The sequence below is a fragment of the Caulobacter sp. GW821-FHT11A05 genome (assembly GCF_058809015.1).
Genome location: NZ_JBXASF010000010.1, coordinates 77,815 through 92,631, shown reverse-complemented (window position 1 = coordinate 92,631; position 14,817 = coordinate 77,815). Strand labels below are relative to the sequence as shown.

Annotated in this window: 11 protein-coding genes; 8 read left to right on the top strand and 3 right to left on the bottom strand. The window is 68.6% G+C overall.

The features are described 5' to 3' along the window. The first annotated feature begins 6 nt into the window (after nt 1–6). The 8 genes from AC1RSK_RS15335 to AC1RSK_RS15300 all read left to right on the top strand — a co-directional run bounded on the left by AC1RSK_RS15335 (nt 7) and on the right by AC1RSK_RS15300 (nt 9,941). Nucleotides 7–1,107: an acyltransferase family protein gene (locus AC1RSK_RS15335; protein WP_492908442.1), complete on the top strand. Its 1,101-nt coding sequence runs from the start codon at nt 7–9 to the stop codon at nt 1,105–1,107. Nucleotides 1,108–1,124: 17 nt separating this feature from the next. Beyond that, nucleotides 1,125–2,219 (top strand): acyltransferase family protein, encoded by a 1,095-nt coding sequence (locus AC1RSK_RS15330; RefSeq protein WP_492908441.1) that lies wholly within the window; start codon nt 1,125–1,127, stop codon nt 2,217–2,219. A 238-nt stretch (nt 2,220–2,457) separates the two neighbouring features. Next, nucleotides 2,458–3,837, top strand: a complete 1,380-nt coding sequence (locus AC1RSK_RS15325) for a hypothetical protein (protein WP_492908440.1) — start codon at nt 2,458–2,460, stop codon at nt 3,835–3,837. A 25-nt stretch (nt 3,838–3,862) separates the two neighbouring features. Continuing rightward, a complete protein-coding gene (locus tag AC1RSK_RS15320; protein WP_492908439.1) occupies nt 3,863–4,978 on the top strand; it encodes a glycosyltransferase family 4 protein in 1,116 nt (371 codons plus the stop codon). 15 nt (nt 4,979–4,993) lie between these two features. After that, nucleotides 4,994–6,244: a glycosyltransferase family 4 protein gene (locus tag AC1RSK_RS15315; protein WP_492908438.1), complete on the top strand. Its 1,251-nt coding sequence runs from the start codon at nt 4,994–4,996 to the stop codon at nt 6,242–6,244. A gap of 3 nt (nt 6,245–6,247) precedes the next feature. After that, a complete protein-coding gene (locus AC1RSK_RS15310) occupies nt 6,248–7,738 on the top strand; it encodes an MBOAT family O-acyltransferase (RefSeq protein WP_492908437.1) in 1,491 nt (496 codons plus the stop codon). 8 nt (nt 7,739–7,746) lie between these two features. Next, entirely contained in the window at nt 7,747–8,739 is a 993-nt protein-coding gene (locus tag AC1RSK_RS15305) for a hypothetical protein (protein ID WP_492908436.1), read from the top strand. Beyond that, the gene (locus AC1RSK_RS15300; RefSeq protein WP_492908435.1) at nt 8,736–9,941 is read left to right on the top strand and encodes a glycosyltransferase; all 1,206 of its coding nucleotides are present in this window, start codon (nt 8,736–8,738) and stop codon (nt 9,939–9,941) included. The genes AC1RSK_RS15305 and AC1RSK_RS15300 overlap by 4 nt, the downstream gene beginning before the upstream one ends. Here the strand turns inward: AC1RSK_RS15300 and AC1RSK_RS15295 are convergent. Genes AC1RSK_RS15295 through AC1RSK_RS15285 form a run of 3 tightly spaced genes read right to left on the bottom strand, consistent with a single transcriptional unit; the run spans nt 9,907 to nt 14,794 of the window. Further along, a complete protein-coding gene (locus AC1RSK_RS15295; protein WP_492908434.1) occupies nt 9,907–11,283 on the bottom strand; it encodes an O-antigen ligase family protein in 1,377 nt (458 codons plus the stop codon). The genes AC1RSK_RS15300 and AC1RSK_RS15295 overlap by 35 nt on opposite strands. Next, nucleotides 11,283–12,521: a tetratricopeptide repeat protein gene (locus tag AC1RSK_RS15290; protein WP_492908433.1), complete on the bottom strand. Its 1,239-nt coding sequence runs from the start codon at nt 12,519–12,521 to the stop codon at nt 11,283–11,285. The genes AC1RSK_RS15295 and AC1RSK_RS15290 overlap by 1 nt, the downstream gene beginning before the upstream one ends. After that, the gene (locus AC1RSK_RS15285) at nt 12,521–14,794 is read right to left on the bottom strand and encodes a GumC family protein (protein ID WP_492908432.1); all 2,274 of its coding nucleotides are present in this window, start codon (nt 14,792–14,794) and stop codon (nt 12,521–12,523) included. The genes AC1RSK_RS15290 and AC1RSK_RS15285 overlap by 1 nt, the downstream gene beginning before the upstream one ends. Nucleotides 14,795–14,817: the final 23 nt, after the last annotated feature.

Genomic DNA, 14,817 nt, shown 5'->3' with positions numbered 1-14,817 from the left:
CCAATGATGGGCGCGCAGCCGAGGCAGTTGCCGGTCATTCAGGACCTGCGAGGGTTCGCCGCCCTCCTGGTGCTGATGTCTCACGCCGTCCTGCAGTACAACCTTGTCGCGGCCGAGCACGGCCAGGCGATCAGTCAGGTGTTCGACGGCGCCTTTGGCGTCGACGTCTTCTTCGTCATCAGTGGCTTCATCATGTGCCACATCAGCCACGATCAGTTCGGGCGTGCGGGAGCGCCGGCCGGGTTTTTCGCGCGCCGGCTGATCAGGATCGTCCCGCTGTACTGGATCGCCACGGCCATCCAGGCGCGGCATCAGCTGTCCGCCGGTGAAGTGTCCTGGCTCGACGTCGGCCGGTCGTTGCTCTTCATTCCCTATGACTTCCACGACGGAAAATTCCGCCCGGTGCTGGGGGTCGGCTGGTCGCTCAACTACGAGATGCTGTTCTACCTGATCTTCTTCGCGGCTCTGTTCCTTCGGCGGACGTGGGGGCTCGCCCTGGTCTTCATCAGCCTGGCGGCGTTGGTCCTGGTCGGCCTGTTCGACCCGCCGGGCTCGGTGGCGACCGCCTGGACGCGACCCGTCATCCTGCAGTTCGCCCTGGGGGTCCTGATCGGGATCGCCGCGCGCTCAGATCTGGCCCAGTCCATAGGGCGGCGGTTGACGCGGCCGTTCGTGGCGATCGGGGCGCTGCTCGCGATCGAGGCGATCTACTTCCTGGCCTTCGATCCCGGCGTCGACACGGCGCTGGGTTGGCGTCCCCTGCAGTGGTTCCTTGCCGCCGCCATTGTCTCCGTCGCGGTCGTATCGACCGCGCCCCGCTCGGGGCTTGCCCACGCCGTGACCCAGAAAATCGGCGACGCCTCCTATGCCATCTACCTGTTCCACACGATCTTTCTCAGCAAGATCGCCAACCTCTGGGAAGCCGCCGCCCTGCCGCTGGCTGTCTATATTCCGGTCGCGACTGTCGCCTGCGTCGCGATAGGCCTCGTCATCCACGAGTTTGTCGAACGGCCGCTCCTGTCGCTCATGAATGATCGCCAGTTGGCCTTGCCGGTCCTGGGCTGGAAGCTGGGCCCGTTGCGGAAAGCGCGGGACGAGGCCAGGTGACCCAAGGGGAGGGGCCTATGACGGAGAGCGCCGGGCCGGAGCAGCCGTCGGCCCCGCCGATCGATCCGGCTGGGCATGGGCGACTGGATGTCCTGCAGGCCGGTCGCGCCGTCGCGGCGCTGCTTGTGGTGCTCTACCACCTGAACGGCGCCATTTTCGGCAAACCGGCCTATTTTCCGGACGAGTTCACGCCGCTGTTCCGGTTCGGCTATGCGGGCGTCGACTTCTTCTTTGTCCTGAGCGGCTTCATCATCGCCCATATCCACTGGCGGGACGTTGGCCGGCCAGATCGCCTGCCACGCTACGCCTGGCGGCGGTTCGCGAGGATCTACCCGGTCTACTGGGTGGTGCTGGCGTTGATTGTCCCTGTCTTCCTCCTCGTGCCGACCTTCGGGGCCGGATACGAGCGGGAGGTCTTCCATATCGTCACCTCCATCGGCCTTGTTCCGACGCCGCAGGACCCGATCCTTCGGGTCGCCTGGACCCTGCGGCATGAAGTGCTGTTCTACGGGCTGTTCGCCCTGTTGCTGGTCGACCGTCGGCTTGGCCTTGCGGCCCTGGGGGTCTGGTTCATGGGCGCGGTGGTCTGGATCATCCTGGGATGGGATGAGTTTCCGGGCCGATTCCTGTTTTCGGCCAGCAACCTGCTGTTCCTGATGGGGATGGGCGCGGCCTGGGTCGTGCGGCGGCCGGTTGTGGCGCCCTGGGCGCTGTTGGCGTTGGGTGTCGCGGTGTTTCTGCTGACCGGTCTGCAGGACGCCTATATCGGCGGCCTGGCCGCCCCGTTCCGGACCCTTTTGTTCGGCCTGGGCAGCACGCTGACGGTGGTCGGCGCGGTCGCGCTGGAGCAGGCGGGACGGCTGCCGGTCGCCAGCGCGATCACCAGGATGGGGGACGCATCCTATTCCCTGTATCTGATCCATTTTCCGGCCCTCTCGGCCGGCGCCAAGTTTCTGGTCTGGACCTCTGTCGCGACGGCGATCCCGCGATGGCTGAGTTTCCTGATCCTTCTGCTCGCCGTCGTCGCCGCCGGGCAGCTGTTCCACCTTCTCGTCGAACGCCCGCTGATGAGGGCGCTTTCGGGCCGCAACGCCCCGCCAGTTTCGGGATGAACGGAGGCTCCGCCCTCGCGCCCCAAAGCGGATTCCCGTCCGCCTAAGAAATGGGCGCTCCTGCGTCCTGGCGACTTCGAAACCGGCAACGCCTCGAAGCGCCGTCTCTGATCGCCGCCCCGTTGGGCATTCCATCCTGGGTCATGGCACCAGTGCTAGGCGGCCTGTCGTCGGACGCAGCGGAGCTGGTGGGCCGCGCGGAATGGGCGAGGGGCTCCGGACCCGATGGGAACGACCGATGAACCTGCCGATTGCCCTGTTTCTGGCCTACATCGCGCTCTGCGCGGCGCTCTTCGTCGTCTACCGGCCCGCGCTCTTCGCTCTGTACGCCGTAACCATTCTCGTGTTCCCGACCTTGAGGCTGAACGTCGGGGCGCCGATCTACCTCTATGACGTCACGGCGGCGCTCGTCCTGCTCACCGTCGTCCAGGCCGGCGTGCTGCGCAACTGGCCGCGGGGTATAGCGCCGTGGCATTGGATATTCCTGGGGTTGCTGGGCTTTTTTGGGCTGTTGGTGCCGCTGTACCGCTATGGATTTGCGCCACAGAGCCTATGGATTACCGGCCATGCCGCCCTGGCCTTTCTTCAGGTGCTGACCGGCGTCGCGCTGATCTCGTCCCCCAACCTGCGCTCCGCCAGAGAGATGCTGGCGCTCGGCATCTGCGTGTCTCTCGGCGTGCTGGCCCTGATCGTCTGGGTCCAGCTGGGCAGCCCGCAGGCGTCCCGCGCCATCAGCGGCTTCTTTTTCCGGGACCAGACCGGGGCAATGCTGCTGACCGAGTTCGGCGCCAAGCTCGGCGCCCAGCGGGCCGCCGGGCCGTTTTCCTCACCCAACGCCCTGGCGGTGGTCGTCGTTCTCGCCGGCTTCGCGGTGTGGATCCTGGGGTCGCGCAAGCTCGCCTTGATCGCCACGGGCCTGGTGATCGCCGCTCTGATCCCGACATCCTCCCGCCAGGCCATTCTGGCGCTGATCCTTTGCGGCGCCGTCCGGATGGTCGCCGGTCCGCCGAGGGCCCGCCTCGCCGGCCTGGCCATGTTTGCGTTGCTGCCGTTGGTCGGGCCGCTGTTGACCGCCTGGTCCGGCCTGAGCCCGACGCTGGAACGGTTCGCCCGATGGAGCGGCGGGGCGATGGAGGATCAGAATGTCACGGCCCGACTGATCGAGGGCCCGGCTAGACTGTGGACTCTGATCGTTCAAAAGCCTGACGTGCTGCTCTTCGGCGCCGGCTGGGATGTTCCAAAGCTGACCGCGCAGGGGGTCGAGACCGGGATATACAGCACGGGATTCGTCTCGAACGGTTTCCTGCTTTGGCTGTATTTTGCGGGTGTGGTCGGGTTCCTGGTGTTCGCCTGGTACATGACCTCGGTCGTCAGGATGTCCCTGAAATTGCCGGACCAACTTCGACCGCTTTGCCTCTCGATCGCGGTGGCCCTCGTCTTCATCTATTTCGCGGACAATACCGCCATCCTCGTCGAGGCGGTTACCGGTTCGATCGCCCTGATCAGCGGCTGCATCTTCGCGCTGGCGGCCGCCGCGATGAAGGTCAGGGGGGCCAGGGCGCTATGGCGACGCGCGGCGCTGTACAACCTGCCGGACTCCGAGGGGCAGCCGGCATGACCGCCGGGGCGAGACGCTGAAGACGATGCGCATCGCCTATGTGACCGACTCCTTCGCCAGCCGCGAGCGCTTTGGACTGGGGCGGGTTTCCCACGCGCTGCGGGACGCCCTGGTCGCCACCGGGGTGGAGGTCCTGCCGGTCTCGGCCAACAGCGGCTTCGCCGAGCCGCCCGCATGGCTGGCCGAGACCGGCTTTCGCCGGCTGCCGGTTCCGCGCCGGTTCCTCGCACCGCTGTGGTCCTACCTTCCCGAGCCCCGCCTCGAGCATTGGACGGGGCCGGTGGACGTTGTTCACGGGGTCGACATCGACTACGCCATCGCGACCCGCCGGCCCTGGGTCCTGACCATCCACGACCTTGGGCCGCTGGAGCATCCGGCCTACTTCGGCAAGGCCCATCCCTGGCTGCTGCGCCGCATGCTCCATGAGGCCGTGCAGCGGGCGGCCGCGGTGATGTGCATCTCGGAGACCACCGCCGCCGCTGTCCGTGAACAGGTCGGTTCGGCCCTGGATGGACGGCTGAGCGTCATTCCGCTTGGCCTCGCCGCGGACCAGCTGTCGCCGCCGGCCCCGGACGCCCTGGCCGGGATTGCCGACCTGCCGCCGCCCGGGACGCCATTCCTGCTCTTCACCGGGTCGATGAACCCGCGCAAGAACCTTCCGAGGCTGATCCGGGCCTTCGCCCAGGCGGCCCAGACCATTCCGCATCATCTGGTGCTGGCGGGGTCCCTGGGGTGGGACTTCGCGGCGCTCGAGGCGGAGTTGAACGCCTCGCCGATCGCCGGCCGGATCCATCGGCCGGGCTATGTCACCGACAGCCAGTTGAAGGGCCTCTATGCCCGGGCCGACGGCTATCTCTACGTCTCGCTCTATGAGGGGTTTGGTCTGCCGATCATCGAGGCCATGGCCCAAGGCTGCCCGGTGCTCACCTCGGACCGCTCGTCCATGCCCGAGGTGGCGGGCGGCGTCGCCCTCCTGGTCAATCCGGAGGATGAGGACGCCATTGCTGAAAAAATCATCGCGCTGGCAAAAGACGGGCGCGGCGATCGGAAACGGGTCGCCAGGGGGCGCGCTCACGCCGAAAGCTTCAACTGGACGCGAACGGCGGCCGAGGTGCTGGACGTCTATCGCGCCGTAGCCTGAAGTGGGGGAGGGCGCATGATCGACAGTATCGTCATCGTCAATGACCGCGCCTTTCCGGGAGGGGGCGCCTCCACCGTGGCCCTGGCCTCCGCGAAGGGGTTGGCGGCGCGCGGTCATGCGGTCACGCTGCTGGCCGCCATGGGACCGGCCGACCCGTCGCTCGAGGCGAGTGGGGTGAAGGTCGAGCTGCTGGGACAGGCCGACCTGGCCACCGGCGGCCGCGCCGGCATGGCGACCCAGGGGCTGTGGAATCGGCTGGCGGCGGATCGGCTGGAGCAGATCCTGCGACGCCAGCCTCAGGGGCGGACGCTCGTGCATGTGCACAGCTGGTCCAAGGCGCTGTCGCCCAGCATCTTCCGATCCATTCGCCGGTCCGGCCACGCCGCTGTGGCCACCCTTCACGACTACGGCCTGGTCTGTCCCAACGCGGCCCTGCACGACTTCCCGACAGGCAAGCCCTGCCAGCGCCAACCGATGTCGGCCTCTTGCGTTGGCCGCAACTGCGACGCCCGCCACTACGCTCACAAGCTGTGGCGGCTGGCCCGGCAGGTTTCCCTGACCCGGCTGGCCCGGGCGGCCGACAGCCTGGACGCCGCCATCTGCGTGACCGAGTTCGCGCGTCAGGTCTACGCGCCGCATCTCCCCGCCAGCCTGCGGACGGTGGTGGTCGCCAACCCGATTGAGGTCGACGACCTCGGCCCCGCGGATCCCGCCGCGGCGCAGCGTTTTGTCTACGCCGGCCGGCTGTCGCGGGAAAAGGGCGTCCTGCTGCTGGCCGAGGCCTCGCTGCAGGCGGCCGCGCCGCTGACCATGGTCGGCGACGGCGAGCTTGCGCAGGCCGTACGCGCCATCAACCCGCGGATCGAGATCACCGGCTGGATCGGGCGTGAGGCCGTCGTCGGTCACATGCGCCAGGCCCGCGCCGTCGTGCTGCCGGCCGAGTGGCGGGAAACCCAGGGCATGGTGGTGCCTGAAGCCTTCGCCAACGGCGTGCCCTGCATCGCCAGCTCGGGCACGGCGCCGGGCGCCGCCATCGACGATGGCCGGACGGGTCGCCTGTTCGAGAACGGCCTGGCGGAAGGCCTCGCGGCCGTCCTGCGATCCCTGGCCCTGGACGACAACGCCGTCCGCCGGATGGGGCGCTCGGCCTATGAGGACTATTGGTCGGCCCCGCCGACCCTGGCGCGCCACCTGGACGGTCTCGAAGATCTCTATCGATCGATCCAGGACGGCCGATCAGGCGCCGCACGCGACCGGGCCGCCTGAACCATGCTGTTCAACTCGCCGGTCTTCCTGTTCGCCTTCCTGCCCTTGGCGCTGCTCGGCTACTACGGCCTGGCCCGGCTGTCGGGCAGCGTGGCGGCGCGGGTCTGGCTGGTCGCCTGTTCGCTCTTCTTCTACGCCTGGGCGGTCCCGCAGTACGCGGCGCTCCTCGTCGGCTCGATCCTGTTCAACTATTTCGCTGGCCGGGCGATCGAGCAGGCGACCGCGCGGCGCCGGACGCTGCTGACCCTCGCCATCCTCCTGAACCTGGCCGCCATCGGCTATTTCAAGTACGCCAACTTCTTCGTCCAGACCGTGAGCAGCGCCCTGGGGCTGAGCGCGCCGGTCCTGCAGATCATCCTGCCGCTGGCCATCTCCTTCTTCACCTTCCAGCAGATCGCCTACCTGGTGAACGCCTACCGGGGCGCCTCCACCAACCCGAGCCTGCTGGACTACGCCTGCTTCATCAGCTTTTTTCCGCACCTGATCGCCGGGCCCATCGTCCAGCACAGCGACATCCTTCCACAGTTCCGGGACGAGCGGATTTACCGCCTGGACCTGGGCCGACTGGCGGGCGGCCTGACCATCTTCCTGCTGGGCCTGGCCAAGAAGGTCGTTCTGGCCGACGAGTTCGGCAACTATGCCAATGTCGCCTTCGACGGAGCCGCCCACGGCGCGCGGCTGTCGCTGTACGAGGCCTGGGGCGGAGCGCTGTCCTACAGCTTCCAGCTCTATTTCGACTTCTCGGGCTATTCGGACATGGCCATCGGGCTGGGCCTGATGTTCGGCATCATCATGCCGATGAACTTCAACTCACCCTACAAGTCCCGGTCGATCATCGAGTTCTGGCGCCGGTGGCACATGACCCTGTCCCGGTTTCTCCGGGAGTTTGTCTACATCCCGCTCGGCGGCAATCGGCACGGGGTCTGGCGGCGCCACCTGAACCTCTTCCTGACCATGCTGATCGGCGGCCTCTGGCACGGAGCGTCCTGGACCTTCGTCGCCTGGGGCGGGTTCCACGGGGCCATGCTGGTCGTCAACCACGGCTGGAACGCCAGCCTGCGTCGGCTGGGCCTGGGCGATGGCGCCGGCCGGCCGGGGCTGGGGGCGCCGGCCCTGGTTCTGACCTTTGTCTGCGTGGTGGTCGGCTGGGTGATGTTTCGCGCCACCACCTGGTCCGGGGCGGTCGCCGTCTACCAGGGGATGCTGGGCCTGAACGGCGTGGTCTTTCCGGACGACCTGATCGCCAAGGCGCCGATCCTGGCGTTGCTGGGCGAGGCCGGCGCCCTGCCTCATTTCAACGATGGGACCAACATCGGCTTCCTGCGCATGTCGGTGATGTTGATGCTTGGCCTGGGCATCTGCCTGCTGGCGCCGAACATTCCCCAGCTCTCGCCGCGGGCGCGCTGGTGGCTGGTCGTCCTGACCTTCGCCCTGGTCCTCCAGAAGGTTCTCTTCTCGGGCCAGATTTCCCACTTCATCTATTTCCAGTTCTGAGGGCGATGATGACGGCGCTCCTGAAACTGATCGCGGCGGCCGGGCTCTCCTTGCTTCTCTATGGCGTCATCAACGGCCTGATCCTGGACCGCCCCGTTTCGCTGGGTTCGATCGCGCCCATGATCGACAAGAAGCTGGCCTACGGCGCGGCGGCGCCCAGCCCCAAGATCATCATTCTTGCCGGCAGCAACGCCCGCACCAGCCATCGCTGCGTGCTCATCGAAGAGCGGCTCGGCCTCGCCTGCGTCAACGCCGGCAACACAGCGGGACTTGGGCTCGACTATGTGTTCCGGCGGTTCGAGACGGTGATCCGGCCAGGCGACGTCGTCTATCTGCCCCTGGAGTATCAGCAGTACCTGGCCGACCGCGCCCAGACCCTCACCGGACCGGACGCGGCGATCCTGTTCCGGCACGACAAAGGCCGCCTGCTGCAGCGCGGACCCGAGGGCGTGCTGCGCGCCGCCTTCATGTTCGACCTCTCCACGATGATCGACAGCCTGGTAGAGATGGGACTCAAGGCGAAGGGTGTCTCGGCCCGGTTCGACGCCAAGGCCTTCGACCGGCAGGGGGATGAGCTGGGGCTGACCGACGCGCTTGGCCGCCCCTACGACAGCTACCTGGCCACGGTCCGCTGGCGGCCGCCCTCGGCCGCCGAGTTCGACGCGGCGACCGGCGCCAAGGAAGTCATCGCCGCCTTCATCCGACGCCAGCGCGCAAGGGGCGTGAGAGTGATCGGCGGCTTGCCGGTCGCCTTCGACGACGCGCCGATACCGGCCGCCCTGGTTGGCGAGATGGAGGCCTTCTACCGCGAGGCCGGGGCCGAGTTCCTGGTCCTGCCGGGCCGCAGCCAATACCCCCGCGACGACTTCTTCGACACGCCCTTCCATCTCGAGGAGGCAGCGGCGGTGCGGCACACGGCCCTTCTCGCCGACGCGCTGTCGGTGTCGCTGCAGGCCGAGCGGAGCAGAGCCGCCAGCCGGGCGTCCGGAGCGAAGCCATGAGCCAGACCCCGCCGCCCGGTCCGCGGATCGCCTTCCTCTGCACCCACAGCTTTACCCTGGCCACGCTCTACAAGGGGCTGTTCCCCTATCTGACGGCGCGGGGCTTTCAGGTGGAGGCCGTGACCGGCGACCGCGAGTTCGTGGACTTTCCGGACCGGGACTTCGGGGACTTCGTCCTGCGTATCCTGCCCATGGAACGCACGCCCTCGCCGCTGCGGGATCTGGTCAGCCTGATCGGCATGATCAGGCTGTTCGCCCGCCGTCGGTACGACGTGATCCATGTCTCCACCCCCAAGGCCAGCCTGCTCGGGGCGATCGCCGCCCGGCTGACGGGCCAGGGGCCGGTGATCTTTGTCTATCGCCGCAAGGTCTACGAGCTCTACCGGGGCCCAAAACGGCGCTTCTATGAGCTGGTCGAAGGGCTGATCTGCCGGCTGAGCACCGTGGTCGCGCCGATCAGCCGCGAACTGGCCGGCGACCTGGTTCGTGACGTCGGCTGCGATCCGGCCAGGATCCGGTTCTTTGGCCAGGGATCCAGCAACGGCATTGATGCGCAGCGGTTCAGTCTGACACCGGCCCTCGTCCGGGAGGCGGCCGGGTTGCGCGCGGACCTGGACATTCCGCCCACCGCGCCGGTGATGCTGTTTCTGGGCCGGGTCTGCTCCGAGAAGGGGGTCGACTGCCTGCCCGGCGTTCTCGATCGGGTCCGCACCGCCTTTCCCGACGTTCACCTGATCGTCGCCGGACCGGACGACGCGCGCGATCCCGGGTCAGCCGAGACCCGCGCGCGCTTCGCCGCCGATCCGGCCATCCACCGGATCGGCTATGTCGCCCGGCCTGAGGGTCTGTTCGCCCTTTGCGACCTCTTCGTCTTCCCGTCCTTTTTCGAAGGCTTCGGCAACGTCCTGCTGGAGGCGGCGGCGATGGAGCGGCCCTCGGTCGCCTTCGACGTCCCCGGGGTCCGCGAGGCGGTGCTGCACGACCGCACTGGACTGCTAGGCCCGATCGGCGACGAGGCGACGATGGCGGACAACGCCATCGCCCTGCTGGCCGACCCTTCCCGCCGGCGCAGGCTCGCGCTGGCGGGACGGGAAAGAGTTGAAGCCGACTTCGCCCGCGAAGCGGTCTGGCGCGAGATCGAAGCGGTCCTGCGGGAGCTGGCTGGCTCTAAGGCGTCTCAACTGGCCGCGCCGGCCGGGTGAGCAGGGCGCAGGCCGCGGCCAGGACCATGGCCAGGGCCGGCGTACGGAGGGGATAGTCGACCACCGAATGGGCGGCGATGGCGATCAGGACGATGCTCGCGGCCCGCGCCTGGCCCGCGAAGGGATCTCTGGTCCGGTCGCGCCACGCCAGCCAGCCACGCCAGGCGGCCCAGGCAAACAGGGCGGCGACCAGCAGGACGGCCGGCAATCCGCCTTCGAGCCAGATCTCGAGATAGTCGTTATGGGCGTGGTTCATGAAGTTGGCGCGCATGGTCTCCAGCCGTTCCTGCGCGCGGTAGACGGCGTCGAAGCTGCCAAAACCGCCGCCGGCCGGCCACAGCCGTCCGGCGGCGGCGGCGATGTCCGGCCAGATGGCGAACCGCTGTTCCTGGGCCAGCCGATCATGGTCGAACCGCTCCAGCAGGGGAGCCAGGGCGAAGAGGCCGGCGGTTCCGATGCTGGCGACCATGGCGCCGCCGGCCATCAGCCAGACGCGTCGCCGGCCAAGGACGCCTTCCTTGAGCACAAGGGCCAGGGACAGCAGCAGGGTCAGGCCGAGGACGGCGACCCCCGCGCGGGACCGGGTGGCGACGACGAGAATCGTCATCAGGCCGATCAGGATCAGCCCCAGCATCATCCGAGGTGTCGGACCGGGCGCCGGCCGGGCGCCGCCGAACGCCCAGATCGCGACGAGGGGGATCGCCGTCACCATCAGGGTCGCCTGGTGATTGCGGTTTGGGAAGAAGCCGATCGGCAGGTGCTCGTGAATGCGCGTGTAGAGCCGGAGAATGTCGGCGTCCGGCAGGGCGACCTGCAGGGCGCCGAGCGCGGCCGACGCGGCCGCCAGCAGACCGACGGTCAGTGCCAGTCTCCCGCGGCTACGCTGGCCCAGCAGGCTGACGCCGAGGAAGACCGCGACCGGCGGGATCAACGCCAGCAGGCAGCGGAGGGTCTCGGCCGGCTTGAGGCTGATCGGCGCCCAGCCCGGCGTCGCGCCGACGATGTCGAGCGTCCCTGTCTGCAGGTCGCGCCCGGGCAGGCCTTGCCAGATCGCCGGCGGCAGCGGCAGAAGCTGCAGCGCCGGAAGGGCGACGATGGCCGCCAGCAGGCTGAGGGCGATCCAGTGTTCGCGCCGGGGCAGGACCTCCCACCAGCGCGACAGCGCCCAGACCAGCACCGGCAGGCTGGCCAGCTCGACCGCCAGGATTCTCAACGGGCTGTCGCGGCTGGCGCCGCCCAGGACCACCCCGACCGTCAACAGGCCAGCCAGGGCGAGGAACCGCGCCGTCTCCCGGTCGATCATCATGCCGCCGAACCGCGGCGTCCGCCCCGCGCCAGCCATCAGCCGGCCGGCCCGGATCGCGGCCGCACCACGACATCGTCGAGCATCGCCTCCACGCTCGCGCGGCGGTCGCCGCCGGCGGCGTCCAGGAACAGCCATTGGGCCGGACAGTCGGCGGTCACATCGAAGTCCGCGGCAAAGCCCGACCAGGCGGCCGGGTCGCCGGCGAGCGCCGGCGTCGTCGCCAACGACGGCCCCTCGGCGCAGCGCACCGTCCAGCGGAGCGGGCCCGCGCCAGGAGGGGCGTTCGACCGGAAGCGCCCGCTCAGCCTGTATCGCCCCGGCGGCAGGGTCATCATCTGCCGGGCGAGCGCCTTATGCGGATCGAAGGCCTCATACTCCACCAGGAGTCCCTGGCCGCCAGGACCCGGCGACGGACCGACCTCGACCCCCGGGGCGCTGGAGTACCGCCAGTTGAAGGGCGGCGGCCCTCGCAGGCCATCGAAGCCGGGGTCGTAGACCCCCTGCGCCGACGGTGGCGCCGAGACCAGCCGCCGCCAAAGGCGGTGGGCGTCACCGGCCTCACCGCGGCTGATCATCCGGTCCGTCAGGAAGCCGATCTCCTCGTCGGTCGGCGGCGAGGGCGAGCTCTTGAGCAGGTCCAGAACCCGCTCAAAGCCGGCCTCCGACGCGTAGATCCGCATGGCAAAGAAGAAGGGTCGCCGCCAGGTCGGCGACCGGGACAGCCGGGCGACGATGGCTTCGGCGGCCCCCGGCCGGTCGGCAATGTCCGCCAGCCTCGACGCCACCAGGGCGCGCCCCTGCTCGGCGCGGCGCATCAGGGCGTCGGCGCTGAGCAACGCGCGGTCATAGTCCCCCTGATCGGCGGCCCTGAGGAAAATCCACAGGTGGGTGCGCATGTCCCTCAGGCTGAGGCGCCCCGACCGCCCGAACAGGGCCCAGGCCCGCGCGGAGTCGCCCGAGCGGGCGGCGTCTTCGCCGAGCACGCGCAAGGCCACGACCTCCAGCGGATCCCTCTCGATCGCGCGCCTGGCCAGCGCCGCGGCGGGCAGGGCCTGTCCCTTGCGCTGGAGCTCGGCGGCCTGAAGGGCCATCGCCTCGGCGTTGGCCGGCGACCAGGCCAGGGCGGCATCGAACCTGCCGACGCTGATCAGATGCGTCGCCAGCGCCTGGCCGACGCACAGCCATCCCAGACCCAGGGCCAGGAGAACGATCGCCCCCCTGGCGAGACCGCGTCGGACGCCGCCCCGGCCCGCGCTGGGTTGCGGATCGGCCACTAGCCGTTGGCGACCAGCTCGGGCTTGGTCCCGTAGCTGTAATCATAGGCATAGCCGTAGCCGTAGCCGTACCCATAGCCAGCCGTCTTGGCGTTGAACTTGGTCAGGACCGCGCCCAGGAGCCGGAAGCGCGCCAGCGCCAGGCGGTCGAGCGCGGCCCGGGCGGTGCCGCGGCGGGTGGCTCCGGCCTCGACGACCAGCACCGTTCCGCCGACCACCGACGCCAGGATCGGGGCGTCGGCCAGGCCCAGGACCGGCGGTCCGTCCAACACCACCAGGTCGAAGATTTCGCCGGCCTCGGTCAGCAGGCCGCGCAGTCGCGGGCCGCCGAGCAGCTCGGCCGGGTTGGGCGGCAGGGGTCCACAGGCGAGGATCGACAGATTGGGCTGGCCCGAGGGCTGCACCAGGTTTTCGGCCGGCATGCCGGTCAGGAAGTTGCTGAGCCCAAAGCTGTTGTCGATCCCCAGCGCGCGGTGGAGCGAGGGGTTGCGAAGGTCCGCATCGACCAGCAGGACGCGCTTGCCGAGGCCGGCGAAGGTCCGCGCCACCGCAACGGCCGATGTGGATTTGCCCTCGGACGGCCGACTGCTGGTCATCAGGATGCTGGAAGGCACCCCGTCCATGGTCGAGAACTGCAGCGCCGTTCGCACCGAATAGTAGGCCTCCGAGAAGTTCGATCTGGGATCGGCCAGCGCCTGGGCGACGGTGACGCCGCGCTCCAGAACCGGCACCGACCCCAGGAGGGAAACACCCAGCTTGTTCTCGATGTCCTCGGGCCGGTCGATGGCTTCGTCGAAGTACTCCAGGGCAAGGGCGGCGAGAACCGCCAGGGCGAGGCCGGCGAGGAAGGCGATGGAGAGGTTGAGGAAAGGCTTCGGCCGCGAAGCGCCGCCGGGCGGCTTGGCCTTGTCGACCACGGAGATGTTGTTGCTGCCCAGGCCGCCGGCCACGCCGACCTCCTTGTAGCGCTGCAGCAGCCCGTCATAGAGGACGCGGCTGGTGTCCACCTCGCGCTGGAGGATGTTGTACTTGATGCTGCGTTCCCGGAGGTTGAGGTAGGATCCCTTCAGCTGCTCGACCCGCCCGTTGAAGGACTGCTCCTGCTTGAGAGCGGTTTCATACTGGGCGCGCAGGGCGCCGCGGATGCCACCGACCGTGCTGGCGATCTGCCGGTCGGTCTCCTCGATCTGGGACTTCAGCGCCTGCATCTCAGGGAAGCTCGGCTTATAGAGTTTGAGGTTCTCCTGGTAGGTGGCGCTCAGCTTCGCCCGTTCCTGCTGCAGCTGCTGCACGGTAGGATTGGTCAGGGCCTCAGGCAGGGCGTTGTCGGCGGTGGCCTGGGCCTGGCGCCAGCGCTGCTCGGCCCGAATCCGCTCACCCTGCGCGTCCGAAAGGGCGGTATTGAGCGCCGAGAGGTTTGAGGAGGTCAGGGACTTGGCGCCGCCGGACCCCGCGCCCGCGCCCGTGCCCTCTTCCTCGACATTGATGATCTGCTCCTGGCCGGCGTAGGCGACCAGTTGCTTCTCGGAGTCCTCCAGCCGCTGCTTGACCTGGGCCAGGCGGCCTTCGAGGAAGGTCCGGGCGTAGGAGGAGGAATCGTAACGCCGCTCAAGGTTGGCGGCGATGAAGCTCTCGGCGAAGGCGTTGGCGATCCGGGCCGACAAGGCCGGGCTCGGGCTGTCGAAGGTGACCTTGACCAGCCGCGATCCACGGGTCGGATTGACCCCAAGGTTCCGCTTGAGGAGCGAGACGGCGATCTTGCGACGCGCCGCCGACGTCAGCTTCTTGTCATCGAGTTTGACGCCCATGGTCCTCAGGAACTGGTCGTCGAGATCGAGGCGCAGGTCGCCGACCACCCGCTCGGCGAGGGACTCGCTCTTGAGCAGGCCGTACTGCGTCTGGAAGAACTCCTCGCCGGTCATCAGCTCCGTCGGGGTCAGGCCTTCGACGTCGAGAACCTTGGCCGTTTCCCGCTCGATCTGGATGGTCGTGCTGGCGGTGTAGATGGGTGTCGTCAGCAGCGTGAAAACAACGCCGACGACCAGGGCCGCGCCGAGGATCGCCAGGGCGATCCAGCGGTATTTGATCAGCGCGTGCCAGTATTTCAGGAAGGCGGCCGAGGAACCGCCGGGGTCCTTCGCGCCCCAATCCCAGTTGGCGTAGGCGTCCGGAAGCTGGACATCGCGAATGACCACCGGGGTGGCCGTCCGCGCCGTCGCCGTTGGAGCCTTGCCGGCGCCGCCAATCTGACCACGATTAAAACCCTGCATCATACTGGACCCAACTTGGAGAAACG